The organism is Microbacterium sp. M28, from assembly GCF_025836995.1.
In the GTDB taxonomy this organism is placed as follows: domain Bacteria; phylum Actinomycetota; class Actinomycetes; order Actinomycetales; family Microbacteriaceae; genus Microbacterium.
The window spans coordinates 92,054-117,407 of sequence record NZ_CP107546.1 but is presented as its reverse complement, the minus strand read 5'-3'; the positions used below and the strand labels follow the sequence as shown (position 1 = coordinate 117,407).

The window sequence follows — 25,354 nt, the reverse complement described above, 5'->3', positions numbered from 1 at the left end:
GACGTCGCGTCGCGGCGCCCTTCCCCGCACGCCCGTAACCTGGAACGGTCATGTCTGCACCCGAAGAAGACCACGCCCGCTGGCGCAATGAGCGCCACTCCGCAGTCGCCGCGCCAACCGGCAACCTCGCACTCGTCGAGACCCGCTGGGTCGGCCGCGAACGGCCCGACCTCGAAGCGGAGCGGTCGAAGGCCCCGGCATCCGTCACGGTGACGCAGCTCCAGCGCACCGACATCTCCACCGGCGGGCCCGAGTACGGGTTGCGGTTCTGGGATGCCGATTCGCCCGCCATCCGCGCGTACGACCGCATCGACGCGTACGAGTACGACCCGGCCTGGGTCATCGAGGCCGGCTTCACGCCGGTGGATGCCGGCCGCACTGTCCCGTTCGAGCACATCCGCGACAACGGCGGCACGCGCGAGCTCGTCGTCCCCGGCGACATCACGTTCACCCTCGACGGAGTCGAGCACCGCCTCGCCGCGTTCGACGACGGCGGCACGCTGCTGCTGGTCTTCGGCGACGCGACCAACGGAACCGAGACGTACGGGTCAGGACGCTTCCTGTTCGTGCGCCGAGACGACGAGGCAGGATTCGGCGACGCGGGCTCGGTCGTGCTCGACTTCAACCGCGCGTTCGTCCCGCCGTGCGGCTTCTCGGCGCAGTACAACTGCCCGCTGCCACCGCCGCAGAACCGGTTCTCGCAGCCGATCCGCGCCGGCGAGAAGAACGTCGTCTTCACCGACGACTTCGACATCTACTCGGCCTGACCCGCGGCCGCTCCGAACACCCGAACACCCACCCGAACCGGGAGACACCCTGTGAGAACTCCGATCGCGCTCGCGGCGACCATCGTCGCGACGGCCCTCGTCCTGGCCGGCTGCTCGTCGAGCACGCCATCCGCCGAAGACTCCGCTGACGCCACCATCGCCATCGGCTCGCTGTACGAGCCGCAGAACCTCAGCAACACGCAGGGCGGCGGCCAGGGCGTGACCGAGGCGTTCAACGGCAACGTCTACGAGGGCCTCTACCGGCTCACCGACGCCGGCGAGGTCGAGCCCCTGCTCGCGGCGAGCGAGGAGGTCAGCGAAGACGGCCTGACCTACACGATCACGCTGCGCGACGACGTGACGTTCCACTCCGGCAAGAAGCTGACCTCGGCCGACGTCAAGGCCAGCGTCGAAGCGGTCACGGCCGAGGACTCCAAGTCGGCCCGCAAGTCGTCGTTCTCGGTGATCTCCGACATCGAGACGCCCGACGACAGCACGGTCGTGTTCACGCTGTCGCAGCGTTCGATCTCGTTCCTGTACAACCTCGCGTACATCTGGATCGTGAATGCGGAAGCCGAGGATCTCACCACGAGCGAGGACGGCACCGGCCCGTACACGCTCGACGAATGGAAGCAGGGCAGCACGCTGACCCTGACCCGCTGGGACGACTACTGGGGCGGGCCGGCCGCGAACGGCGAGGTCGTCTTCACCTACTTCACCGACGCCACTGCGCAGAACAACGCGCTGCTCACCGGCGAGATCGACGTGATCACGAGCGTCCAGAGCCCCGACGCGCTCGAGCAGTTCGCCTCGAACGACGACTACACGATCAGCGAGGGCACCTCGACGACGAAGGAGCTGCTCGCGTTCAACGATCGCGTCGCCCCGTTCGACGACGCGCTGGTGCGCAAGGCGATCTACTCCGCCATCGACACCGAGAAGCTGCTCACCTCCGTGTGGGGCGACTACGGCACCCTGATCGGATCGATGGTGCCCCCGACCGACCCCTGGTACGAGGACCTCACCGACGTCAACCCGTACGACGTCGACCTCGCGAAGCAGCAGCTCGCGGAGGCCGGGTACCCGGACGGTTTCGAGTTCACCCTCGACACCCCCAGCTACGACCCGCACCCGGTCGTGGCCGAGTTCCTGCAGTCGCAACTGGCCGAAGTCGGCATCACGGTGAACATCAACACCATCAGCGCCGACGAGTGGTACACGAAGGTCTTCCAGGAGCGCGACTTCGAGGCGACCCTGCAGGAGCACGTCAACGACCGCGACGTGGTCTGGTACGGCAACCCCGACTTCTACTGGGGCTACGACGACGCGCAGGTCCAGCAGTGGGTCGCTGAGGCCGAGCAGGCGGCGACCACCGAAGAGCAGACGGCGCTGCTGAAGCAGGTAGGCGAGAAGATCGCCGCGGATGCCGCGAGCGTCTGGCTCTACCTCTACCCGCAGATCGTGGTCGCCTCGAGCGACCTCAGCGGATACCCCGTCAACGGCCTGAACTCGCAGTTCTTCGCCTACGACATCGTCACCTCCTGACCCCTTCGGATCGCGGGGTGGGATGCTGAAGCATCCCGCCCCGCGATCCTCATGCCTCCCATGCTCACGTATCTGCTCCGCCGCTCCGCGTTCCTCGTGGTGTCGCTCGTCGTCGCCATGATGGTGATCTTCGTGCTGCTCCGGCTGCTGCCTGGCGACCCGGCGAACGCCCTGCTGTCGGTGGATGCCACGCCCGAGCAGATCGCCGCGGCGCGGGCTCAGGTGGGCTCGGACCGACCGCTGATCGAGCAGTTCGCGCTGTGGGCCGGTCAGATGCTGCGGCTCGACCTCGGTGAGTCGTACATCAGCACGCTCCCGGTCGGACCCGAGATCGCGGCTCGGCTGCAGATCACGCTGCCGCTGACGCTGATTGCCTTCGTTCTGGCGCTGCTGCTGTCGCTCGTGATCGGCATCACCGCAGCGGTGAAGGCCGACACCTGGTACGGCACCGTGCTCTCCGGTTTCGCGCAGCTCGGCATCGCGGTTCCGGTGTTCTGGGTCGGCATCCTGCTGGTGTGGGTGTTCGCGCTCGGCCTCGGCATCCTCCCGTCCGGAGGCTTCCCCCGTGATGACTGGGAGGATCCGGCCGACGCGCTGCGCTCGCTCGTCCTGCCCGTCCTCACGGTGGCGATCGTCATGAGCGCTTCGCTGTCGCGCTATGTCCGTGCCGCCACCCTCGACGTGCTCGGCAGCGACTATCTGCGCACCGCCCGCGCCGGCGGATCCGGCCTCGGTGAGGCGCTGCTGCGCCATGGCGTCCGCAACGGTGCTGTCCCCGTCATCGCGGTCCTCGGCATCGAGCTGTCGACCACGCTGCTCGGCGCCGTGGTCGTCGAGAGCGTCTTCACGCTCCCCGGCCTCGGCAGCATGCTGCTGACCGGCATCGAACAACACGACTTCGCGAACATCCAGGGCGTGCTCGTGGTTTCGACCCTGTTCGTCCTCATCGTCGGCTTCCTCGCCGACATCGTGCAGCGCCTCATCGACCCTCGGCTGCGCACGCGGATGGCTGGTGCACGATGACGGCCGTCGTGGAGCAGATCGAGGATGCCGCACCCCGGCGTCGTGGCGGCAGCGGCACGACCCTCGTGATCGGCCTGTGCTTCACCGGACTGATCGTCCTCCTCGCCGTGGTCTCGCTGCTCTGGCTGCCGTATGCGCCGAGCGACGTCAGCGGCGGGCGCCTCGAGGGGCCGAGCGGCGCGCACCTGCTCGGTACGGACAAGCTCGGTCGCGACCTGTTCACCCAGCTCATGGTCGGTGCACGCATCGCGCTCGTCGTGGGGATCGGATCGGTCGCGCTGGCTGCGCTGCTCGGAATCACGATCGGACTCATCGCGGCGTTCGCACGCCCGTGGGTGGACGATTCGATGTCCGCGGCGCTGGATGTCATCATCGCCTTCCCCGTGCTGCTGCTCGCGATGCTGGTCGTGGCCGTGCAGGGCGCGTCGCTCTGGTCGGCGATCCTCGCGATCGGGCTGGCGATGTCCGCCGTCGTCGCGCGGCTCACCCGCATCCTCGCCCATCGGGTGCTGCAGGAGCAGTTCATCACGGCGGCGCGCACGAGCGGTACGCGGTGGCCGGGGATCGTGGCGTTCCACGTGCTGCCCAACATCTGGCCCACACTCAGCGTGAATCTCGCGCTGCAGTTCGGCGCCGCGGTCCTCGCCGAGGCCAGCCTGTCGTATCTCGGTCTCGGCGCTCCGCCGCCGAACGCGTCCTGGGGGCGGCTGCTGCAGGAGGCGCAGGGCACCGTGCTCACCGCGCCCGTCGGCGCGATCGCCCCGGGCATCGCCCTGGTCGTGCTCGTCCTCGGTGTGAACTTCATCGCCGACGGCCTGCGCGATTTCGCCGACCCGACCCGCAGGAGGACGCGTTGAGCCTTCTCGAGATCTCCGCACTCACCGTGACCGCCGGCGGCCGCCGCGTCGTCGACGACGTGTCGTTCACGGTCGCCGCCGGTGAGCGCGTCGGCATCATCGGCGAATCCGGCTCGGGCAAGTCCGTGACGTCCCTCGCCGCCACCGGGTTGCTGAGCGCGGGTCTTTCGGCATCCGGATCGGTCCGGCTCGACAGCACCGAGGTGATCGGCGCGTCGGACGGTGCGCTGCGGCCGCTCCGCGGCCCGGTCGCCGCCCTGCTCTTCCAGGAACCCCTGACCGCACTCGATCCGCTCATGCGCGTCGGCCGGCAGATCGCGGAGCCGATGCGCCGTCACCTCGGGCTGCGTGGCCGGGAGCTGCAGGATGCCGTGCGCGCTGCTCTCGTCGACGTCTCGCTCCCCGACGAGCGGATCGCCCGCGCGTATCCGCACGAGCTGTCCGGCGGGCAGCGCCAGCGAGTGGCGACGGCGATCGCACTCGCCGGCCACCCGAAGCTCCTCATCGCCGACGAACCGACGACCGCGTTGGACGTCACCGTGCAGGACGAGATCCTCACCCTGCTGGGCCGCCTCGTCGCCGAACGAGACATGGCTCTGCTGTTCATCAGCCACGACCTCGCCGTCGTCGCCCGCATGACCGATCGAGTGGTCGTGATGCAGCGCGGCCGGGCCGTCGAGCAGGGGCCGGTCGGGCAGATCATCTCGGCTCCGCAGGATCCGTACACGACGGCGCTGGTCGCGAGTGCCAGGGCTCTGGATGCCGCGCTCGACGCACCCGTGGCATCCGACGGAGCCGAAGGGGGCGAGCGATGAGCATTCTCGAGCTGCGCTCCGCGCGATTCTCGTACGGGACGCGCACTGTGGTCGACGACGTGTCGCTCCAGGTGTCCGCGGGCGAGGCCGTGGGCCTGGTCGGCGAGTCGGGCGCGGGCAAGTCCACGATCTTCTCGCTGCTGCTCGGGCTCGCCGCACCCCACGAGGGCGAGGTGCTGTTCGACGGGCAGCCGCTGAACCGGCGCGACCGTGCACTCATGCGCCGGTTCCGCACCGACGTGCAGACCGTGTTCCAGGATCCGTACTCGTCGCTCGACGCCCGGCAGCGGATCGACCGGATCGTCGGCGAGCCGCTCCGATCGCTCGGCATCGCCCGCGGCGAGGCGGCGCTGAGCGCCGTGGCGGAGGCCGTCCGATCGGTCGGACTCGACGCCGACGTGCTCGAACGGTACCCGCACGAGTTCTCCGGCGGACAGCGGCAGCGCATCGCGATCGCGCGGGCGATCGTGTCGAAGCCCCGGGTGCTGCTGGCGGACGAGCCGGTGAGCGCGCTCGACGTCACGACTCGCATCCAGGTGATCGACCTTCTGCGCGCGCTCCGGGCCGAGACCGGGCTGGCGCTGGTCATGGTCTCGCACGATCTGAGCGCGGTGGCCGCGCTGTGCGAACGGACGGTCGTGCTGCGCGGCGGTCGTGTGGTCGAGGAGGGGCCGACCCGCGGCATCCTGGACGCGCCGCAGACCGACTACGCGCGCACACTGGTCTCCGCGATTCCCCGGCTGCCCGCGACCTGAGGGGCAGCCGGCGCGCGTCGCGTGTCGGCATCCGTGCCGAACTCCTGCAGAATCCGCACCCGCTGCCGCCGCACCCCCGATCGGCGCGGAACTGCAGGAGTTCGAAACGGGCTCCGCGCCGGAATAGCCGGACCCTGCGCGTCGTTGAGGGCAGTATGACGACTGTCGATCCTGCTCGCCTGGCGGAGGTGCTCTCCTCCTTCGACGTGCGGCTCGGCTTCGCGCGGCGCACCACGCTCGCGCAGGACGGGGTGCTTCCCCTGCCGGCCGGACAGGTCACCCTCGCGTACGTCGTCGAGGGTGAGATCACCGGCGATGTCGTGCGCGAGCCGAGCTGCACCCTCGACGTGCCAGGCGGCTCGGCCGGACCTGCCCGTGGGGCGCGCACGCTGCTCGCGGGCGACGCGTTCCTCAGCATGGGGCACCGGTCGATCGCGTTGCAGTCGACATCGGGGGCACGGCTGATGACCGCTGATCTCGAACTGGACTCTGCCGCTCTGGACGGGATCCCCGGCTTCGTCTTCGTGACCGGTTTCGCCGAGCTCGAGCCGGCCGCCGCGGCACTCGCCGCGAACCTCGGCCCGGTCGATCCGGACGTGCACGGACTGCGCTCGGGCGATCCGCTGATCTGCCGCATGATGGTCACCACGGTACTGCTGAGCCTGATCCGCGCCTGGGCGCAGAACGGCTGCGCTCCGCAGGGGTGGCCGTCGCGAGCCGGAGACCCGTTTCTCGATCGCGTCGTAGAGGCCATCCATTCCGAACCCGGACGGGACTGGACGGTCGACCTGCTCGCCAACGTCGGCGCCATGTCGCGGTCGGTCTTCGCGGAGCGCTTCCGCGCCGCGCTCGGGCAGTCGCCGGCGAGCTACGTCACTGAGGTGCGGATGCGCCAGGCCAAGGAGCTGCTGGACGCCGGACGCAGCGTCTCGGAGACGTCACGCGAGCTGGGCTACGCTTCGGACGAGGGCTTCAGCCGCGCGTTCCGCCGGCACACCGGCGTCACACCGTCGCTGTGGCGCGCCAGCGGGCGCGCGTCCATCCCGGCCTGACCGCCGCGCGTCTTTGCGCCGCCGCGGCGTGCACAATTCCTCAGAAGCGCCACCCGCGTTGTGAAAGTGGTGCGGATTTCCGCGGGCCGACGCCCGCCCGACCCGCATTGATGAGGAGTTGTGAACGCGGCAGCGAGCACACTTCGATCAGCACCTGAGACGGACTCTGCGCCGAACCCCGTGCACAACTCCTCAGATTCGGTGTCCGCCGTTCGGGCAGAGCGCAGAATTCCGCAGGTCGGCACCCGCCCGACCCGCATTGATGAGGAGTTGTGAACGCGGGAACCGCCGCTCAGCGCCCGCCGGGCGGGCCGACCAGCAGAAGGATCACGTACAGGACGACGATCGCGAGCACGAGAAGAGCCGCGAGCACCCACGGGCGTCGCAGGAACCAGCGCATCAGCCGGTCGTACCAGCGGGCGTCGCGCGGGTCGTCGCCGGCGTCGAGCCGCCATTCGCCGCGCAGCCGGCCCGATCGCTGCAGCCAGATCTCCGTCGGGATCGTCGCATAGGGGATCACCGCACTGGCGACGGCGAGCACCGCCACGCCGACGTGCCAGCGCTGGTTGAGCGCGACGAGGATCGCCGTCGCCCCGTACGCGAGGAACACGAACCCGTGGATGCCTCCGCCGACCGTCACCACGATTCCCGGCGCACCGATCGCACGCGCGATGAGCGCCGCGATCAGGATCGTCCAGGTGATCGCCTCGGCGATCGCCAGGACACGGAAAAGACGGGCGGGTGCAAGGAACACGGATCTCCTCGGGTGGGGTGATTCCAGACTAGGAGAAACTGGAGCGATGACAGACGCTCGGGGACGCGCACGAGGCCGGCCGACGGTGCTGCTGCTCGCGCTCGCGCTCGGTGTGACGGGGTGCACGACCGCATCCCCGGAGGACTGGCGGCTCGAGTCCATCGCGTTCCGGTCGCCCGATCGCACCGACGTCGCGTTCGGCATGGCGAAGGTCACGGGCGACGGCGAAGGCGGCTTCTGGAGCGCTTCGAGCAACTCCTGGTTGCACGTCGACGCCGACGGCGAGACGGCGGCACGGTTCAACGCCGACGTCGACGAGCCGTTGTCCGACGCCACCGCGATGGCGACGCTCGCGCCCGGCCGCCTCGTCGTCGTCAGCGGGGAGGTGCCCAGCCTGGCGATCGTCGACACCTCGGACATGTCGATGATCGAGGTTCCCGTCGAGACGGGCGACGTCGATCCGCTGGGTGTCCTGCGGCCGTACGGCGATGTGGCGGCGCACGACGGCGTGGTCCATCTGGTGCGGTACGCCTTCTCCGATCCGACCGGCCCCCAGGCCGGGATCGTGCGCATCCCGCTCGCCGGCGGCGCGGCGACCATCGTGCACACCGAGCGCCTCGCGTTCGCCGATCCCGAGGAGGCCTGCCGCGGCCTGCCCCCCGTCGCCATCGACGTCTCCGCCGACGGCCGGCTGTTCATCGCCACGCCCGCGCACCGCATCGTCCTCGACCACCACGGTGTCGAGCTCTCGCGCGAACCTCAGAAGGCCGAGCGGCCCGTCGTCGCGGTCGCGCCGGACGGGACCGCGCTCTGGTGGGGAGAGGAGCCGACGTCCGACGCGACGACGGGCGTCATCGTCGGCGGGTCGGGCGAGGCGCGCGATGTCATCGCGGACCGCGAGAACTGCCGGGCCTGGTACTCCTCGGACAGCCTGCTGCTCACCGACTCCACCGGCGAGAACGGCGAACCACTGTCGTTCCTGTGCGGCGCCAACGCCGCCGCCTGGACGGGAGATGCCTGGGTCGTGGCGATCGGCGGGGAGGGGGACGGCGTGCTCGTCCGGCTCACCCCGCCCGGGTGACGTCGGCGTCAGGAACGCACGCGGTTCGACGCGCCGAACAGCACGGCTCCGAGCACGAGGATCGCCGCCCCGAGGACATAGTTCAGCTCGACGCCCAGCGCGTCGACGAGGATGCCGCCGACGCCCGCCGCGATCATGATCGCGCCCTGGAACCCGACGACGACCAGGCTGCCACCGGCCTCGAGGCGGTCAGGCATCCGGTGACCGACCCACGTGTTCACCACGATCAGCCAGGACGAGAAGAAGAAGCCCCACGCCACGACGGCGACCGCGACGGCCGCGATCGACCCCGGGAACAGGAGGGTCCCCAGCACGGCGACCGCGATCGCGATCGGGCCGACGACCGCGAAGAGCGAGAACGTCCGGTCGACGATGAGGCCGATCACGAGGTTGCCGACCAGACCGCCGGCGCCGAACAGTGCCAGCAGGAGCACGATCGTGCCGGCATCCACGTCCGGCATCCGCTCCAGCGCGAGGCGGATGTAGGTGTACGCGAGGAAGTGTCCGAGCACGACCAGCACGTGGCCGGTGAAGCCGAGACCGACGCCCGGCCGACGGAGCGTGTCGACGAGGATGCGGATGCTGGATGCCTGGGCGGCGGGAACCGACGGCAGGAGAGTCCGCAGCGCGATGGCCAGCAGCAACGTGACGACACCGGCGAGCGCGAACACCGTGCGCCAGTCGAGCACCTCGCTCAGCATCACGCCGATCGGCACTCCGGCGACGGTCGCCAGCGATGTACCGGCCGTGGTGAACATGACCGCGCGGCCGATGCGCTCGGGCCCTGAGATGCGGGCAGCGACCGTGATCGACATGGACCAGAACGCACTGAGCGCGGCGCCCAGCAGGAAGCGGGCGAGAAGGACCAGCACGAGGTTCGGCGCGATCGCGACGATGAGGTTCGACGCGCCGGCGGCGAGCGCCATCCAGACCAGGAGACTCCGCCGGTCCAGCCGCGGGAAGATCAGGCCGACCGTCGGCGCGACGAGCAGGCCGACCAGCGCCGTCACGGTGACGGTCTGACCAGCCTGCCCCGGTGTGACCCCGAGCCCGTCGGCCATCTCGGTCAGCATGCCGTTCGGCAGGAACTCGGCGGTGACGAGCAGGAAGCTCATGAGCATGAGCGCGATGAGTCCGCCGTAGCGCATGCGCTCGGCCGTAGTAGCAGGGGCGACGGGGACGGGGGCGGTCGTGGTCATGGTTCCACCCTTGCAGGATGCCGGTGGCCGCACCCGATCGGTCGTCCGCGGCATCCGACCGATCGTCCGGGGCTGGACGGCACCCCGGCTTGCGGATATGCTCGTCCAGCGCCGGGACATCCCCGGAAGGAATCAGCGGAAGGAGCAAGCCATGACCGTTGTCGTCGTCGTGCCCTCTTCCGACCAGAACCTTCCCCTCGAGGCCGCCCGCTCCTGATCCGCGTGTGGCCTCCTCTCCCGGAGCAACCACCGTGTCTGATCCCTTCGCGTCCTTCGACGCATCCCTCACCTTCGCCGATGTCGAACCCGGCGAGAACCAGCGCTGGACGACCTGGCCCGCCGTCACCCCGTCCGAGCGCGGGCCAGAACCGCGACCGCCATGGGTCGTGACGAGCGCCGGCGCGCTCGACACCGAGCTCGGCATCCTCAAGACCGGCAAGGAAGCGGACGTCTTCCTCATCGAGCGCGCCGTGCCGGATGATCCGTCGCAGCGCACGCTGCTGGCGGCAAAGCGCTACCGCACCTCGCAGCACCGCACGTTCCACCGGTCGAGCATCTACACCGAGGGGCGTCGCACCCGGAACTCCCGCGACGCCCGCGCGACCGAGAAGAAGTCGCTCTACGGACGCGAGGTCGCCGCGGCCGAGTGGTCGTTCGCCGAGTTCGAGGCCCTGTGCCGCGCATGGGAGCTCGGCGCACCCGTGCCGTATCCCGTGCAGGTCCACGGCACCGAGCTGCTGATGGAGTTCATCGGCGCGGGTGCGGTGGCCGCTCCGCGGCTCGCGCAGGTCCGCGGCGACCGGGACGAGCTGACCGACCTGTTCCAGCAGATCGTCGAGCTCATGCACGTGTTCGCCGCTGCCGGCTTCGCGCACGGCGACCTGTCGCCCTACAACCTGCTCGTGCACGAGGGCCGCGTACGGGTGATCGACCTGCCGCAGATCGTCGACGTCATCGCGAACCCGCAGGGCTTCGACCTGCTGCACCGCGATTGCGTGAACGTCTGCGACTGGTTCATCCGGCATCGGGTCGAGGCGGATGCCGAGGCCCTGTTCGCCGAGCTCATCGCGGCGTCGTACGGGTGACGGTCCGCAGGACGCGTTCCGGCGCGTCGCTACCTCGCGTTCACCGGTCGCGGCCAGACTTCGACACATGAGCACGTCGGATGAGACACCCGTTCCGCCGCCCACCGCCAACAGCGGCGCGGTCGGCGTGATCGGCCTGGAGCTGCGCGGCGACACTCCGGCCCCGAAGAAGCAGGTCTACTCGTGGGCGCTGTGGGACTGGGCGACGCAGCCGTTCAACACCGTCATCCTGACGTTCATCTTCACGGCGCTGTATCTGACGACCGAGCAGTTCCTGCCACCGGAGATCGTCGCGCTGGGCGACAAGGACCCCGCCTATCTGGCTGCGGAGGCCGAGCTGGCCAGCGGCCTCGGACTCGGCTCCACGATCGCCGGACTCGCGATCCTCCTGTTCGCCCCGGTCCTCGGCCAGCGGGCGGATGCCGCCGGCCGCCAGAAGCTGTGGCTCGGGATCGGCACCGGAGCGCTGATCGTGTGCATGTTCGGACTGTGGTTCGTCGAACCGACGCCGACGCTGTTCTGGCTCGGTGTCGCCCTGATCTCGGCGGGCAGCGTGTTCGGCGAGATCGCGGCGGTGAACTCCAACGCCATGCTCATCGGCATCGCGAACCCGAAGACCATCGGCCGGATCTCCGGGCTGGGCTGGGGTTTCGGCTACATCGGGGGCATCGTCGCTCTCGTGCTGGTCGTCGTGTTCTACCAGTTCGACTGGTTCGGACTGCCGGCCGACGACGGTCTGCCGTTCCGGTTGATCGCGGTCGGCTGTGCGATCTGGGCGCTCGTCTTCAGCATCCCGATCTTCCTGAACGTCCCGGAGCCGTCGCTCGGGCGGCCGGAGCGCAAGGTCGGATTCTTCCGTTCGTACGCACTGCTGGTGAAGGACGTCGTCGGGCTGTACCGCAATACGCAGACTCGCGGCGCATTCTGGTTCCTGCTGGCGAGCGCGGTGTTCCGAGACGGCCTCGGGGGCGTTTTCGCCTTCGGCGCCGTGATCGCGGGACAGGTGTTCGACTTCGGCTTCCCGCAGCTCGTGATCTTCGGCATCGCGGCGAACCTCATCGCCGGTGTCTCGACGATCCTCGCCGGCCGCCTGGACGACCGGTTCGGCGCCAAGCGGATCATCGTCTTCTCCCTGGCCTCGATGGTCGTCGCCGGTCTGGCCGTGTTCCTGCTCGTCGAGGCAGGACCCGTCGTGTTCTGGATCGGCGGCCTGATCCTGTGCGCGTTCGTCGGCCCGGCGCAGTCGGCGTCGCGGTCGTTCCTCGCGCGAGTGACGCCGGCCGGACGCGAGGGCGAGATCTTCGGCCTCTACGCGACGACCGGGCGCGCGGCCAGCTGGATGGCGTCCGCGGCGTGGACGGGACTGATCGTGCTCACCGCGCAGACGAAGTTCGGCATCCTCGGCATCGTGATCGTGCTGCTGGTCGGACTGCTGCTGTTGCTGCCCGTGCAGGAGCGGCGGGTCACGACGGCCTGAGCGGCCGCCGTCAGGGGGTCGTCCCCCAGTTGTCCGCGAGCTTGTTGAGCAGTCGGGCGAGCTCGGTGCGCTCGTCCTCGGTGAACGCCTCGAGCGCGCATGACAGCTCCTGTCGCCGCTCCCCCTTGGCTCCTCGGGCGACTCGGATGCCGGCGTCCGTGAGCGCGATGCGCGTCCGGCGGGCATCGTCCGGGTCGGCCTCCCGCCGGACGAGATCGCGCTCGACTCCCTGCTGCACGAGCCGAGACGCTCGGGGCTGATCGACGCCGACGGCCTCGGCGATCTCGCTCACGCTGAGCGGGTCGGATGCCGCGGCGAGCGCCTCCAGCATCCGCATCCAGGCGGGGGCGGCGAAGCGCCCACCCGGTCCGGCTGGCCAGCCGCCCGGCCGTCCGCGGCGCCCCTCGTGCGGGCCACCGCGCTGCCCGTGCGGTCCGCCATGTCCGAGACCGTGACCGGGGTGACGACGTCCTCGTAGGCGCACGAGCGCGTCGGCGATGTCGTCTGCGGGATCGGGCGTGCTCACGCCTCCGAGTTTACATGCTACTTGACATACTTTCGCGTTGCATGTCACACTACATATACATGCACAGTTACAAACAAAGGACTTCCCCATGACCACGTACACATCACCCGACGAGCGTCCCCTCGGCTACTGGCTGACCGCTACCGACCGGCTTCTGGCCGCCGAGTTCGCCCGCGCCTTCGACAACGAAGGCATCACCCGCCGCGACTGGCGGCTGCTCAACGCGATCGACGGGGCCGTCCCGATCGCACGCCCCATCGACGACCGCAAGCTCGGTCGTCTGATCGAACTCGGCTGGGTCACCCCCGCCGAAGACGGGTGGGCGCTCACCGATGAAGGCCAGGCCGCCAAGAAGCGGCTCGGGACCATCGTCGACGGCATCCGCGCCACGATCGCCGAGGCGGTCAGCGCGGACGACTACGCGACCACCGTCGCCACCCTCGCGCAGATCGCGCGGGCACTCGGCTGGGACGAGAACGTCCCGCTCCCGCGCAAGAATCGCGAACGCGGTGGGCACGGCCGGCGCGGTGCGCACCGCCACGGCCACGGCGCGTTCGAGCACCGCCGCCATGTCCGTCGCGGTTTCGGGCCGCATCCGTTCGAGGCACCCGGTACGCAGCCGCACGCCGGCCACGGATTCCACGACCATGGTGCGTTCGACCACGGCCTCGCCGACGAACCGCACCACCACGGCCGCTTCGGCGGCCACTGGGGTGCTCACCGCCGCATCGCCCGCATGGCGCAGCACGCCTACGAGCGCGGCTTCGACGCGGGATTCGACCGCGGCAGCACCACACGCTGACCCGCCCCATCCGCGAGACCCGCGATGCGGGGTGAGACTCGGCCAGGCTGGCTAGGTCTCACCCCGCAGAGTACGTCTCGCGGAGCTGCTCCACCAGCTGCGCGGCGGCGGCGAAGCTGGGCGGGTTGTTCGCGAGCACGATGACCCCGATCACGGCCGCGATAAGCAGCGCCAGCAACAGGGCGAAGATCACGAACGGCCAGCCCCGGTACGTATCACCCTGCGACTGCGAGAGGTCGGATGCCGGAGGTTCACCGCCCCCGGCGGAAGGCGGCGCGTACGCGAGCGGAGCGGCGGCCGGGCTCGACGCGGACACCGGAGCGACGCTCGCCTCCGGGGGCACGGACGATTCGCCGGCGGTCGGGGATGCCGAACCAGAGGGCCCGTCCGGCCGCACGGAATCGCTCCCGGCGGCGGAGGCCCGTGCACGGAGCTCGGATCGCGTCGCCGGCACCGGCTCGGACAGCTCAGCCGGAGCGGCCGAATCAGACGTACCGTCCGAGCCGTCCAGCACAGGCTGTCGGGTCGACGCCGCCCGCTCCGCCGTGGAAGTCAGCTGGGAGTCGTCGAGCTCACTGCTCGCCGCGGTCTCATCCTCGAGCAGACCGACGGCGGTCGCATCCAGCGGCGGGATCTCCGGCGGCTCAGGGACGGTGAACTCGGGAACGGCCACCTCAGCGGGCGGGATGTCGAGGTCGGCGACGCGCGCTGCAGCGAGCTCGTCGAACGCCTGAGCATCCGACGTCACCGACGGCACCTCCTCCGCTGCGGCCACCGAGGCACCAGGGATCTCGGCGTCGATCACCGGCTCGGCCGGCGTGGCATCCCCTACGGACGGCGGAGGCGGAGGGAACGCCCCCGCGTCATCGTCGCGCGGATCGTCCGGATCGCCCTTGTCGCCGCTCACGCTCTGATCCTATGCCGCGGCCGCCCGGCGATGGGGGTGTTCATCGATCCCGCACTTCGCACACAACGCGTCGACCCTCGGCGACGCGAACGCGATCATGCCAGCGCGGCCAGCATCGCCTCGTCCGCGCCGGCGGAGACGAGCCGGCGGCGCATCGCGCGCGCCGCGAGCGCGTACGCGCCGTCGTCACCGAACAGCAGAGAGCGACTGTTCGCGTGCTCGTCCAGCGCGATGAGCTCGAAGGCGATGACCTCGGCATCCGCGACGTCAGCGGTGAGCTCGCCTGCGCCGATCGCGAACCGCAGCTGAGCCGTGAGGTAGCCGTACCAATCGGCCTGAGCCGAGCGCACGGCGTCGCGCACCGGGCCCGGCTTGGAGTCGATGTCGGCCGAGGTCGCGACGAAGAAGCACCCACCCGTGAACACGCGATCGCGCGAGTAGTCCAGTGCCGCACGCATGAGCGTCGCCACCCGCCGTACGCCGCGCGGCTCCGCGCGCGCCGGTTCGATGATCGTCGCGATGAAGATCTCCCGCGCCGCGGCGATCGTCGCCAGCTGCAGATCGTGCTTGCTGCCGAACAGCGTCGCGATGCTGCTCTTGCTGCGTCCGGACGTCTCTGCGAGCCGGCCGATCGTGAGTCCGTCGAGGCCGTCGACCGAGGCGAGATCCGTCGCCCGTGCGAGCACACTGCGCCGCGACGCGTCTCCGCGTGCTCGGCGTCCGTCCACGATCTGATCCGACATTCCTCTAGTTTACGCACGATCGTTCGTATAGTGTACGTACGATCGTTCGTATTGATTCGGAATCGAGGAATCCATGCTCCGCTCCGCCGCATCCGTTCGCACCGGCCTACGGGTCGCCGATGCGATCTCCCCCGCCCTGGCAGGAGGAATCGCCTATCGCCTGTTCTTCCGCACCCGCCCGCGCATGCCGCTGCGGGATCGCGAGCGGGCCACGGACCTCGCCGCCCGGCGTGAGGTCCTGCGCACTGGTCGCCGCGCCGTCGTGTCCTACCGATGGGGCGAGGGACCCCGGACGGTGCTGCTCATCCACGGGTGGAAGGGCAGGGCGATTCAGTTCGCACCGCTCGTGCGCGAACTCGTCGCCGAGGGCATGCGCGTGGTGTCCTTCGACGCACCTGCCCATGGCTCTTCGCCGGGCCGCAGCACGGACATCCGCGATTGGATGGCCGCGATCGAGCGCATGCAGGACCGCTTCGGCCCCTTCGCCGCGATCGTCGGGCACTCGGTCGGAGCCGTCGCCGGCCTCGCCGCCGCGCGCACGTTCGCTGCGGTGCCCGTGGTGGTCACGATCTCGGGCACCGCAGGGCCGATGGCGATGGTGGACGAGTTCGCGCGCATGACCGACTTGTCCGCGGGCGCCCGCATCCGCCTCGCGCAGCTCTTCGCGGCCAGGATCGGCGAATCGCCGGCATCCGTCGCCGAACGCTTCGACTCGGCTGCGCACCCGCTGCCCGCTGAAACGAGCCTGCTCGTCGTGCATGGCCGGGACGATCGCGGCCTCTCGGATGCCGATTCGGTGCGACTCCATCGCGCGCACGGCGCGCGCTCGCGGATGCTGCGGCCGTCGAACCTCGGCCACAACCGCATCCTCGCCGACGACGAGGTCCTGGACGCCGTCGTCTCGGTCGTGACCCGGGGCGGTCACGCCGAGACGTCCGCCGAACCCGCCGCACGCGGCGGAGGAGAACGCACGAATCGGAGGGCGAAAGACGCGCGAACGGTCCTCCCGATCGCGTGATCTCCTCCCGCTGGGCGGCCGCACCGGATGCCGCGCGCAGTCCGGGGCGCCTCCTCGACCGTCTTCGACAGATACGTTGACATCGGCAACATTTCCTCAATAGGGTTCAGAAACCGGTTCCCCACACCGGTTCCCATCTGCGAGAGGAACGATGATGTCCTTCAAGCCCCGCTCTTCCGGCGCGCCCATTTCCGCGGATTCCCCACCAGGCATCCGCAGGCATCGCGGCCGACGATACGTCGCCACCGCCGCGATCATCGGTGCTCCGCTGCTGGCCCTGAGCGCGTTCGCCCCGTCGGCCGTCGGCGCCCCGGTCCCCGCCGAGGCGCACTCGAGTGGCAGCGAGCTGCTGCGGCAGATCGACGCACCGACCACGACGACGGCCGACGGCCCGGTGTGGTCGCCGACCGCGACCGGCTTCGCCTCGGTGCCGACCGATGCACTCCCCGACGGAACCACCGGAGGCGCGGGCGGCGAGGTGGTCACGGTCGACGATGCCGCCGAACTGTCGGCGGCCGCGGCATCCGCCGAGCCCCTGACGGTGCTCGTCGACGGCACGATCGACGTCGGCGACGGCAGCATGATCCGGGTCGCCGCGGACAAGACGATCGTCGGCGCGAGCGGAGGCGGTGAGATCGTGAACGGCGGGCTCCTGCTCGACCGCGTGTCCAACGTGATCATCCGCAATCTGACGTTCCGCGATTCGTTCATCGGCGGCGACTGGGACGGCAAGTCGCCGGAGAACGACAACGACGGCATCCGCGTCGACACGTCGCATCACGTCTGGGTCGACCACAACGAGTTCGCGCGTCTGGGCGACGGGCAGCTCGACATCCGCAAGGACTCGACGGACGTCACGGCATCCTGGAACTACTTCCGTGACCACAACAAGACCCTCGGCGTCGGATGGACCGACAACGTGGTGACGACGCTCACGCTGCACCACAATCGCTTCTCGAACGTGCATCAGCGCAACGGCAGCCTCGACAACGTCGCGGCCGGCCACGTCTACAACAACTGGCTGTCCGGCGTGAGCTCGTACGGCATGAACGCCCGCGGAGCCGAGACCGAGCTCGTGGTGGAGTCCAACGTCTTCGAGCACGCGCGCAACCCGCTGATCGGCGAGGGTTCGGTGTTCCAGCAGGACAACATCTTCGAGGACGTCTGGGGTGAGGCGCCGCGCGACACCGGCCCGACCTTCGACGCGACGGAGCACTACGCCTACACGGCGGATGCCGTGGACGACGTCCGCAAGATCCTGGAGAAGGATGCCGGTCCGGTGCACCGCACCGGCGACGACGCCGAGCGCCGCGTGACGGTCGCGCAGGACGGCACCGGCGACTACCTGTCGCTCCACGCGGCCGTCGGTGCGGCATCCCGCAGCGCGCACCCGGTGGAGGTCGTCGTGCAGCCGGGTACCTACCGCGAGGTCGTCTCGATCTGGCCGGATGCCGACAAGCTGACCATCCGCGGCGCGACCGGCGACCCGAAGGATGTCGTGATCACGTACGACAAGGCGAGCGGCGACTGGCCGACGGTCAACGTCCTCGCCGATGCCGTCATGCTCCAGAGCGTCACGCTCGAGAACCCCCTCAACGACCCGGCCGCTCCCAAGACCGCGTACGCGCTGCGGTCTGCGGGGGTCGGCATCACCCTGGACGACGTCGTCGTGCTCGGCGACACGCTCTTCGAAGGAGAGGACCGATGAACAGCAGGAAGATGACCCGACTCGCCGTCGCGGCGAGCGCACCCGTGCTCGCACTGACCCTGATCGCCGCACCGGCGCACGCCGACACGGTAGACCCGGCCGCCGACGGCGTCGCGCTGCTCGAGCGCATCGAGGCTCCGACCACGGCGACGGCCGACGGCCCGGTCTGGTCGCCCACGGCGACGGGCTTCGCGTCCACGCCGACCGCCGAACTGCCGGACGGGACGACCGGCGGTGCGGGCGGGCGGCTGGTCGTCGCCGACGATGCCGCCGAATTGGCGGCGTACGCCGCGCTCGAGGAGCCGCTGACGATCCTCGTCAAGGGCACGGTGGATGTGGAGCCCTTCGGGTCGCAGATCCGGGTCGCGTCCGACAAGACGATCGCCGGTGCAGGACGGGATGCCGAGCTCGTCGGCGGCGGGTTGTTCCTGGACCGCGTGTCCAACGTGATCGTGCGCAATCTCACGTTCCGCGACTCGTACGTCGCCGGCGACTGGGACGGCAAGGGCGAGGACAACGACAACGACGGCATCCGGATCGACACGTCCTCGCACGTCTGGATCGATCACAACGAGTTCACGCGGCTCGGCGACGGGCTCGTCGATGTGCGGAAGGACTCCACGGCCGTGACCCTGTCGTGGAACGTCTTCCGCGACCACAACAAGACGGTCGGCGTCGGCTGGACGAAGAACGTCGTGACGACGATCACGATGCATCACAACCAGTTCTCGAACACGTACCAGCGCAACGCCAGCATCGACAACGTCGCCGCCGGGCACCTGTACAACAACTGGTTCGAGGGGCAGGCGCACTACGGCACGATGTCCCGCGGTGCGGCGCAGCTCGTGGTCGAGTCCAGCGTCTACGAGAACGGCGAGGACGCGATCGTCGCGAAGGACCCGGAGTCGAAGGTGGACTCGCGGGACAACAGGTTCACCGGCATCCGCGGCCGCAAGGATGACACCGGCCCGACGTTCGAACCGTCGACCTTCTACGCCTACACGCCGGATGCCGTGGCGGACGTCGTCTCGGTCGTCGACGCCCACGGCGGCCCGCTCGGCAAGGACGAGAAGGTCAAGAAGCAGGTCACCGTCGCCCTCGATGGCACCGGCGACTACGCCAGCGTGAGTGCGGCGGTGGGTGCGGCGTCCCGTGCGAAGCATCCGGTCGAGCTCATCGTGCAGCCGGGCGTCTACCGCGAGGTCGTCCGGATCTGGCCGGATGCCGACGGTCTGACGATCCGCGGCGCGACAGGCGAGGCATCCGATGTGGTGATCTCGTACGATCTCGCGGCCGGGCAGGCGAAGTTCTACGGCGGGACGTGGGGGCACACCGGGTCGCCGGTGCTGTCGGTACTCGCGGACGACGTCACGCTGCGCGACATCACGATCGAGAACGCGTACGACGAGGCGCTGAACGGCGGCAGTCAGGCGCTGGCGCTGCGCGCCGCGGCCGACCGCACGGTGCTCGACGGGGTGCGGCTGCTCGGTAACCAGGACACGTTCCTGGTGGATCCGATCTCGAAGACGCAGCCCTCGCGGGTCTGGATGACCGACTCGTACGTCGAAGGCGATGTCGACTTCATCTACGGAGGCGGAACGCTGGTCGCGGAGGACTCCGAGATCCACTCACTGGATCGCGCGTCGGCCGTCAACGGCTATGTCGCCGCTCCCGCCACCGTGCCCGGCGGCAAGGGCTTCCTGTTCCTGGACTCCCGGTTCACATCGGATGCCGCGGCCGGCACGGTGTTCCTCGGACGCCCGTGGCACCCGAGCAGCAACCCGGCCGTGGACCCGGCGATGGTCGTGCGCGACTCGGAGCTCGGCGCTCACATCCGCACGCCCGCGTGGTCGGACATGAGCGGCTGGGTGTGGCAGGAGGACTTCTTCCGGGAGTACTCCAACACCGGTCCTGGTGCGGTCGTCGGCGAGGACGCCGGGCGTCCGCAGCTGACGGACGACGAAGCGAGCGCGCACACCCGCGAGGCCTACCTGTCGGGCGAGGACGGCTGGGCTCCGTGGAGTTGAGCTGACCGTCTGCGCGAAGGGGCGCCCGGTCTTCGGACCGGGCGCCCCTCCTGCGTGGTCTCAGCCGCCGGTCGAGCCGAGGTCGGTGACCCCGACATCCGTGCGGTGGAAGTTCTGGAACGAGCGGGATGCCGTCGGGCCGCGCTGCCCCTGGTAGCGGTTGCCGTACGGGCCGGAGCCGTACGGGTTCTCGGCGGGCGAGGTCAGGCGGAAGAAGCAGAGCTGCCCGATCTTCATGCCCGGCCACAGCTTGATCGGCAGCGTGGCGACGTTGGCCAGCTCGAGCGTCACGTGGCCGGTGAAGCCCGGGTCGATGAAGCCCGCCGTCGAGTGCGTGATGAGTCCGAGACGGCCGAGCGACGACTTGCCTTCCAGACGCGCGGCGACGTCGTCGGGCAGCGAGACCTGCTCGAAGGTCGCACCGAGCGCGAACTCGCCAGGGTGCAGGATGAACGGTTCGTCGGGAGCCACCTCGATCAGGCGGGTGAGCTCCGGCTGATCCTCTGACGGATCGATGAACGGATACTTGTGGTTGTCGAACAGCCGGAAGTAACGGTCCAGGCGCACGTCGACGCTGGACGGCTGCACCATCGCCGGGTCGTGCGGCTCAAGCCCGATCCGGCCGGCGGCGAGTTCTGCGGTGATGTCGCGGTCGCTGAGAAGCACGGGAACAGCCTAGTGCGCGGTGCTTTGGTGATGTCGCCCTCGGCCGGTAGGCTTTCGCTTGCCTGCCTCTTCGGATGCCGGTACGGGGCTGTAGTTCAATGGTAGAACTTCTGCTTCCCAAGCAGACAGCGCGGGTTCGATTCCCGTCAGCCCCTCCACATCACTGCTCCACGATCTCCACCGAGGTGCGCGCGCCCTCGAACCGGGACAGCTCTTCCTCCGTCGCGTCATACGTGCCGAGGTGCAGCGTGTCGTCCGAGTAGCCGATGCCCGACGTGTCGTAGTAGAAGCCGATGTTGCCCCACGGCGTGAAGTAGATCAGGTCGCCGTCCGCGGGATCGGAGCCGGGCGATCCCTCCCAGGCCAGCTCGCGGCCGGGGTAGGCGATCTTCTCGCGGCCGTTGAACTCGGCCAGCTCGAGCGTCATCGGAAGCATCGAGAGGAAGTCGCGGGTCGCCGGGCTGTCCTCGCCGATCGTGACGTCGACCACGGCATCCCCGGCGGAGAACCGCACGATCGTGCCGACCACCGACGGCTCGTCACGCGTCGACTCGGGCGCAGGGCTCGTCCGGACCGAGGTCGACTCGGCGGCCCGCGGCGGTGAGGCGGCCGGCGTCGGCTCATCGGATGCCGCGCCGCATGCTGTGAGCACAAGGGCGAGCAGGAGAGTGGTACCGATCGTGAACGTGCGCAGGGCCATCGCGTGCCTCTCGGTCGTGGGCGGTCGCCACCGAGTAAACGCGCTCCGACGCAGCTACGGGAGTCTCCGAGAAAGGGCGTACTGGCAGGGCCTCCCATCCCGCGCCGTGCGCTGGGTACGGTGAACCCGGAGGCACTCATGCGCATCGAACTGATCATTGACGGTCGTATCGCCGAAGGCGAGCTCTTCGAGAACCCCGTCGCGCGGCAGCTCGGCGAGCTGCTGCCGCTCACCCTTCCGTTCGACGACTTCAACGACGTCGAGAAAGTCGCGCCCCTGAGGCGCGACCTCGTTCTGGACGGCGTGCCCGAGGCCGACGCCCCGCATCCAGGCGAAATCGGGTACTACGCGCCGATGCAGACCCTGGTGCTCTACTACGCAAGCCCCGGAACGTGGCCGGGACTCGTGCGCGTGGGGAGATTCGATCACGACCTCGAGGCGCTCCGGGCCCTCCCGGACGGCACGGTCATCAGCATCATGCCCAGCTGAAATCCGCTCGTGCGTCGGTGAGCGCTTAGGGGCGGGAGCTCAGAATTCCCGAGCAGCCACATCCGGGCGATGAGACGCAGCGAGCAGTTCCCGCAGTCGATCCGCGGGAAGCGGTGCGCCAGGATCGGCGAGGTAGTCCTCGTGGCCGCCGGCGAAGTAGATCCCGGTGTAGGCGCCGGATTCGGGCTCGAACCGCCACGAGTCCGTCAGCGAACCGGCATCCACGGCATCGAAGCCGAGAGTCTGGACGATCTCCATCGACGCACGCTTGGCCTCGTCGTCGTCTCCTGCGACCGGCAGGGCCGTGCGGGGCGTCGAATGGGCGAGCCCGGCGAGGTGGTGGGCGACGATGTTGTTGAAGGCCTTCACGATCCGGGATTCCCGCAGCAGTGACTGCTCGTACTCGGCCGTCGTCACCGACAGCGAGTCCAGCATCTCGAGCCGACCATCGCGGTACGGATAGTAGTTGCCGGTCGACAGCACCGGACGCCCACGCAGCGCTTCGACGGGGAGTGCCGCATAGGCGCCGAGCGGTACGGCGAGGACGACGAGGTCTCCGAACCGGGCCGCCTCAGCGGCGGTTGCCGCTGTCGCTCTCGAGCCGAGCTCGTCGATCAGATCGTTCAGCGACTCCGGCCCACGGGAGTTCGCGATCTTCACATCGATGCCGGCCGCGACCGCCAGACGGGCGATTCCCGCGCCGATCGCGCCACTGCCGATGATGCCGATTTCTGTCACGGATTGATCCTCTCGTCGGGGACACGCCGTCGCTCAGCGCAGGAGGACTCAGAGTGCGGACGCGTCCCGATCGGAAGATCGCGCGGTCCGGGCAACGGCGCTCCGTTTCCAGCCTATGCGCGGACACCGGGCCCGGGGCCGGATCGCATGAGGGATGCTCCGGCTCGTGCGCCCTCTCATAGCCGGCCCGCTCAGTCGCGCGGTCCGCTGGGCTCGCGCCGCCCGGTGCGCAGCTCGCGGGCCGCGAGATTGGGCCGGTAACCGAGTTCCTCGATCGCCGCTTCCACCCGTTCACGCGTCGCGGGAGCGACCGGCACGGCGCCGGTCACGACGTTGGACACCGTCTTCATCGAGACGCCCGCGACGGCAGCGACGTCCAGCTTCCGAGGCGCTCGGCCCGATGACGCGACCACGTCGGCGCGGGCCGCGGCGGGCGCGTTCCGGCGACGCATCTTGACGTAGTTGCCGCACCCCGCCATCGTGCACCACCGCCCCGATCGGTTGCGCGACGCATCCCAGTACGCCCAGCGGCAGGAGTCGCGCGAGCATGCCTTCACCCGGGCCCAGCTGCCATCGGCACGCGCCGTATCGAGCGCGGCCAGGGTGGGCGCGAGGAAGAAGGCGCCGACGGATGCCGCATGCACCTGTCCCTCCTCGTCGAACCGCAGCTGCAACGGGAGTCCGGCGAGCAACGCGTTCACCCCGTCGATCGCGCCGGGCCTCGGATCGTGCCCGGCGTGCGCCAGGAGCGCTTCGCGCAGACCCTCGCGCAGGCGGCGCGCGACGAGCAGGTCCTTCTCGGTGAGCGACCCCGGATCGCGTCCCGTCCGCTCATCCAGCCAGGCCCGGAGCGCTCGAGGACTGCTCCACGCCTCCTCGTCGACCTGCCATTCGACCGTGTTCACGAAGTCGATGAGCAGCTGCGCGGCGGGCGGCGCAATCACCGCATCGATCGTCATGACACCAGTGAACCGCATTCACCGGTGTCACGCAATGCCGGGCGCCACCCGCTCTGCGAGCCGCACCGCATCGTGCGGGGCGTGCCCGCGGGCGTCGTTGTCGAAATACGCATATACATCGAGCCCGGCATCCGTCCACTCGCGGATGCGTGAAGCCCACTCATCGAGTTCGGCATCCGTGTAGCCGCTCGTGTAGAGCTCCTGCGCGCCATGAAGGCGGACGTAGACGAAGTCAGCCGTGACGGAGTCGAAGAGCGGGAAACGCCCCGCCGTGTCGGCCACGGTCATCGCGACGCGATGCCCGCGCAGCAGATCCTCGGCCTCGCCGAACGACACCGAACGCGGCTCGAGCGCGTGCCGCAACGGCCTGTCCCCATCGATCTGCAGCCAGGCCCTCCCCGACATCCGATCGTCGTGGCGACGCGCAAGCTCCAGTGCCTCGCCCGTCGATCGTGGCAGTAGGGAGAGGAACGACGTCAGCACCTCCGGGTCGAACTCCTCGCGCTCGGGCAGCTGCCACAGGAGCGGTCCGAGGGCGGAGCCGAGCGCGAGCACGCCGGAGGCGAAGAAGTTCGCCGGCGCCGTCTCGACATCGCGAAGGCGCAGCATGTGGGTGATGTAACGCGAGCCTTTCACCGCGAACAGGAAGTCGTCCGGCACGGCCGCACGCCACCGCCGGTAGCTCTCCGGCCGCTGCAGCGAATAGAACGAACCGTTCAGTTCGACGGTCGAGAAGCGGGATCCGATGTACTCCAGCTCGCGCCGCTGGGCGAGCCCCTCGGGATAGAAATCACCGCGCCAGCGCGGGTACCGCCACCCCGAGGTGCCGATCCGCACGACCGGAGCGCGCGCCATCCGCCCTCACACCGTCCGCCATCCGTGCTGGGTGATCGCCGCTCCCGCCTGCGGTCCCATCTGCAGCATGCCGCCGTCGATGGCGATCGACGTGCCACTGATGTACGCCCCACCCGGCGATGCGAGGAAGGCGATCAGCGCCGCCACCTCACGGGCATCCCCCGGCCGTCCCAGCGGGATGCCCGGGCGATCCACCTCGCGAGGGTCGGTGTCCTCGTTTCCGGTCATACCGGTGGCGATCTCACCCGGTGCGACACTGACCGCGGTGATCCCGTGGCCGCCGAGCTCGAGCGCGATGTTCTTCATCAGTCCGGCGAGGCCGTGCTTGGCCGCGTCGTAGGCGCTGGATCCGACCATCGGCTGATGCGCGTGCACACTCGTGACCGCGATCAGACGCCCTCCGTTCCCCGCGGCGACGAGGTGCCGAGCCGCCCGTTGCAGACAGACGAAAGCGCCGGTCAGGTCCACATCGACGACCCGCCGCCACTCGTCGATCCCGACCTCGAGGAAGGGGGTGGAAAGCCCCATCCCCGCATTGTTCACGAACACGTCCAGGCCGCCGAGTTCGGCGACCAGCTCGTCGACCACGTCGCCGCACGCCGGGATCTCCGACGTGTCCAATCGCGCGACGATCGCCCGCGATCCGTGAGAGCGGACCTCTTCGGCGGTCTCCTCCGCTCCCGCGGCATCCGAATGCCAGGTGATCGCCACATCGACGCCCTCGGCTGCGAGCGCGACGGCGGTCGCGCGACCGATTCCGGAATCCGCGCCGGTGACGATCGCGCGGCGAGGCTCAGCATCCATGG

At 69.7% G+C, this 25,354-nt stretch carries 25 protein-coding genes, 1 tRNA gene and 2 pseudogenes; 16 read left to right on the top strand and 12 right to left on the bottom strand.

What is annotated here, in order from left to right; translation table 11 throughout:
- Nucleotides 1–50: 50 nt before the first annotated feature.
- The 7 genes from OED01_RS00630 to OED01_RS00600 all read left to right on the top strand — a co-directional run bounded on the left by OED01_RS00630 (nucleotide 51) and on the right by OED01_RS00600 (nucleotide 6,814).
- Nucleotides 51–767, top strand: coding sequence for a DUF1684 domain-containing protein (locus OED01_RS00630; protein ID WP_264156456.1), 717 nt, complete (start codon nucleotides 51–53; stop codon nucleotides 765–767).
- 51 nt (nucleotides 768–818) lie between these two features.
- Nucleotides 819–2,312: an ABC transporter substrate-binding protein gene (locus OED01_RS00625; RefSeq protein ID WP_264156455.1), complete on the top strand. Its 1,494-nt coding sequence runs from the start codon at nucleotides 819–821 to the stop codon at nucleotides 2,310–2,312.
- Nucleotides 2,313–2,372: 60 nt separating this feature from the next.
- Nucleotides 2,373–3,335: an ABC transporter permease gene (locus tag OED01_RS00620; RefSeq protein WP_264156454.1), complete on the top strand. Its 963-nt coding sequence runs from the start codon at nucleotides 2,373–2,375 to the stop codon at nucleotides 3,333–3,335.
- Complete coding sequence (locus OED01_RS00615; protein ID WP_264156453.1) at nucleotides 3,332–4,192, top strand: ABC transporter permease; 861 nt, start codon at nucleotides 3,332–3,334, stop codon at nucleotides 4,190–4,192. The genes OED01_RS00620 and OED01_RS00615 overlap by 4 nt, the downstream gene beginning before the upstream one ends.
- The gene (locus OED01_RS00610) at nucleotides 4,189–5,007 is read left to right on the top strand and encodes an ATP-binding cassette domain-containing protein (protein WP_264156452.1); all 819 of its coding nucleotides are present in this window, start codon (nucleotides 4,189–4,191) and stop codon (nucleotides 5,005–5,007) included. Before OED01_RS00615 ends, OED01_RS00610 begins: the two co-directional genes overlap by 4 nt.
- Nucleotides 5,004–5,762, top strand: coding sequence for an ABC transporter ATP-binding protein (locus tag OED01_RS00605; RefSeq protein ID WP_264156451.1), 759 nt, complete (start codon nucleotides 5,004–5,006; stop codon nucleotides 5,760–5,762). The genes OED01_RS00610 and OED01_RS00605 overlap by 4 nt, the downstream gene beginning before the upstream one ends.
- Before the next feature lie 155 nt (nucleotides 5,763–5,917).
- The gene (locus OED01_RS00600; RefSeq protein ID WP_264156450.1) at nucleotides 5,918–6,814 is read left to right on the top strand and encodes a helix-turn-helix domain-containing protein; all 897 of its coding nucleotides are present in this window, start codon (nucleotides 5,918–5,920) and stop codon (nucleotides 6,812–6,814) included.
- Between the two features lie 292 nt (nucleotides 6,815–7,106).
- On the opposite strand, the gene OED01_RS00595 is transcribed toward OED01_RS00600, so the two are convergent.
- Nucleotides 7,107–7,568, bottom strand: coding sequence for a DUF3817 domain-containing protein (locus tag OED01_RS00595; RefSeq protein WP_264156449.1), 462 nt, complete (start codon nucleotides 7,566–7,568; stop codon nucleotides 7,107–7,109).
- Nucleotides 7,569–7,614: 46 nt separating this feature from the next.
- Between OED01_RS00595 and OED01_RS00590 the strand changes: the two genes are divergently transcribed.
- Nucleotides 7,615–8,649: a hypothetical protein gene (locus OED01_RS00590; protein ID WP_264156448.1), complete on the top strand. Its 1,035-nt coding sequence runs from the start codon at nucleotides 7,615–7,617 to the stop codon at nucleotides 8,647–8,649.
- 8 nt (nucleotides 8,650–8,657) lie between these two features.
- On the opposite strand, the gene OED01_RS00585 is transcribed toward OED01_RS00590, so the two are convergent.
- Nucleotides 8,658–9,848: an MFS transporter gene (locus tag OED01_RS00585; RefSeq protein WP_264156447.1), complete on the bottom strand. Its 1,191-nt coding sequence runs from the start codon at nucleotides 9,846–9,848 to the stop codon at nucleotides 8,658–8,660.
- A gap of 251 nt (nucleotides 9,849–10,099) precedes the next feature.
- Here OED01_RS00585 and OED01_RS00580 point away from each other — a divergent pair, with 251 nt between their 5' ends.
- Nucleotides 10,100–10,933, top strand: a complete 834-nt coding sequence (locus tag OED01_RS00580; protein ID WP_264156446.1) for a serine protein kinase RIO — start codon at nucleotides 10,100–10,102, stop codon at nucleotides 10,931–10,933.
- A 67-nt stretch (nucleotides 10,934–11,000) separates the two neighbouring features.
- Nucleotides 11,001–12,410: an MFS transporter gene (locus tag OED01_RS00575; protein WP_264156445.1), complete on the top strand. Its 1,410-nt coding sequence runs from the start codon at nucleotides 11,001–11,003 to the stop codon at nucleotides 12,408–12,410.
- 10 nt (nucleotides 12,411–12,420) lie between these two features.
- Here the strand turns inward: OED01_RS00575 and OED01_RS00570 are convergent, their stop codons facing one another.
- Complete coding sequence (locus OED01_RS00570; protein WP_264156444.1) at nucleotides 12,421–12,936, bottom strand: MarR family winged helix-turn-helix transcriptional regulator; 516 nt, start codon at nucleotides 12,934–12,936, stop codon at nucleotides 12,421–12,423.
- Between the two features lie 88 nt (nucleotides 12,937–13,024).
- Between OED01_RS00570 and OED01_RS00565 the strand changes: the two genes are divergently transcribed.
- Nucleotides 13,025–13,738: a MarR family winged helix-turn-helix transcriptional regulator gene (locus OED01_RS00565; protein ID WP_264156443.1), complete on the top strand. Its 714-nt coding sequence runs from the start codon at nucleotides 13,025–13,027 to the stop codon at nucleotides 13,736–13,738.
- 58 nt (nucleotides 13,739–13,796) lie between these two features.
- Here OED01_RS00565 and OED01_RS00560 read toward each other — a convergent pair whose 3' ends face one another.
- Nucleotides 13,797–14,645 carry a hypothetical protein gene (locus OED01_RS00560; protein ID WP_264156442.1) on the bottom strand — a complete coding sequence of 283 codons (849 nt, stop codon included), beginning with the start codon at nucleotides 14,643–14,645 and terminating at the stop codon, nucleotides 13,797–13,799.
- 95 nt (nucleotides 14,646–14,740) lie between these two features.
- Nucleotides 14,741–15,388 (bottom strand): TetR/AcrR family transcriptional regulator, encoded by a 648-nt coding sequence (locus OED01_RS00555; RefSeq protein WP_264156441.1) that lies wholly within the window; start codon nucleotides 15,386–15,388, stop codon nucleotides 14,741–14,743.
- Between the two features lie 73 nt (nucleotides 15,389–15,461).
- Here OED01_RS00555 and OED01_RS00550 point away from each other — a divergent pair, with 73 nt between their 5' ends.
- The 3 genes from OED01_RS00550 to OED01_RS00540 all read left to right on the top strand — a co-directional run bounded on the left by OED01_RS00550 (nucleotide 15,462) and on the right by OED01_RS00540 (nucleotide 20,141).
- On the top strand, nucleotides 15,462–16,406 hold the full coding sequence (locus OED01_RS00550) for an alpha/beta hydrolase family protein (RefSeq protein ID WP_264156440.1): 945 nt from the start codon (nucleotides 15,462–15,464) through the stop codon (nucleotides 16,404–16,406).
- 154 nt (nucleotides 16,407–16,560) lie between these two features.
- Complete coding sequence (locus OED01_RS00545) at nucleotides 16,561–18,114, top strand: pectate lyase family protein (RefSeq protein ID WP_264156439.1); 1,554 nt, start codon at nucleotides 16,561–16,563, stop codon at nucleotides 18,112–18,114.
- A complete protein-coding gene (locus tag OED01_RS00540; protein WP_264156438.1) occupies nucleotides 18,111–20,141 on the top strand; it encodes a pectinesterase family protein in 2,031 nt (676 codons plus the stop codon). The genes OED01_RS00545 and OED01_RS00540 overlap by 4 nt, the downstream gene beginning before the upstream one ends.
- Nucleotides 20,142–20,201: 60 nt before the next feature.
- On the opposite strand, the gene dcd is transcribed toward OED01_RS00540, so the two are convergent.
- Entirely contained in the window at nucleotides 20,202–20,807 is a 606-nt protein-coding gene (dcd, locus tag OED01_RS00535) for a dCTP deaminase (RefSeq protein WP_264156437.1), read from the bottom strand.
- A gap of 84 nt (nucleotides 20,808–20,891) precedes the next feature.
- On the opposite strand from dcd, the gene OED01_RS00530 reads away from it, so the two are divergent.
- A tRNA-Gly gene (locus OED01_RS00530) sits at nucleotides 20,892–20,965 on the top strand.
- Nucleotides 20,966–20,967: 2 nt separating this feature from the next.
- Here the strand turns inward: OED01_RS00530 and OED01_RS00525 are convergent.
- The gene (locus OED01_RS00525) at nucleotides 20,968–21,507 is read right to left on the bottom strand and encodes a cyclophilin-like fold protein (protein WP_264156436.1); all 540 of its coding nucleotides are present in this window, start codon (nucleotides 21,505–21,507) and stop codon (nucleotides 20,968–20,970) included.
- A gap of 138 nt (nucleotides 21,508–21,645) precedes the next feature.
- Between OED01_RS00525 and OED01_RS00520 the strand changes: the two genes are divergently transcribed.
- The gene (locus OED01_RS00520; protein WP_264156435.1) at nucleotides 21,646–21,996 is read left to right on the top strand and encodes a cyclophilin-like fold protein; all 351 of its coding nucleotides are present in this window, start codon (nucleotides 21,646–21,648) and stop codon (nucleotides 21,994–21,996) included.
- A 39-nt stretch (nucleotides 21,997–22,035) separates the two neighbouring features.
- On the opposite strand, the gene OED01_RS00515 is transcribed toward OED01_RS00520, so the two are convergent.
- The 5 genes and pseudogenes from OED01_RS00515 to OED01_RS00495 form a co-directional block, all read right to left on the bottom strand.
- Nucleotides 22,036–22,734: an NADPH-dependent F420 reductase gene (locus tag OED01_RS00515; protein ID WP_264156434.1), complete on the bottom strand. Its 699-nt coding sequence runs from the start codon at nucleotides 22,732–22,734 to the stop codon at nucleotides 22,036–22,038.
- A 218-nt stretch (nucleotides 22,735–22,952) separates the two neighbouring features.
- Nucleotides 22,953–23,186: pseudogene (locus tag OED01_RS00510) on the bottom strand (LacI family DNA-binding transcriptional regulator); the annotation flags it as partial.
- Nucleotides 23,187–23,693 (bottom strand): annotated as a pseudogene (locus OED01_RS00505) (CGNR zinc finger domain-containing protein); the annotation flags it as partial.
- A 27-nt stretch (nucleotides 23,694–23,720) separates the two neighbouring features.
- A complete protein-coding gene (locus OED01_RS00500) occupies nucleotides 23,721–24,548 on the bottom strand; it encodes a DUF72 domain-containing protein (protein WP_264156433.1) in 828 nt (275 codons plus the stop codon).
- 6 nt (nucleotides 24,549–24,554) lie between these two features.
- Entirely contained in the window at nucleotides 24,555–25,352 is a 798-nt protein-coding gene (locus tag OED01_RS00495; protein WP_264156432.1) for an SDR family oxidoreductase, read from the bottom strand.
- Between the last annotated feature and the right edge of the window lie 2 nt (nucleotides 25,353–25,354).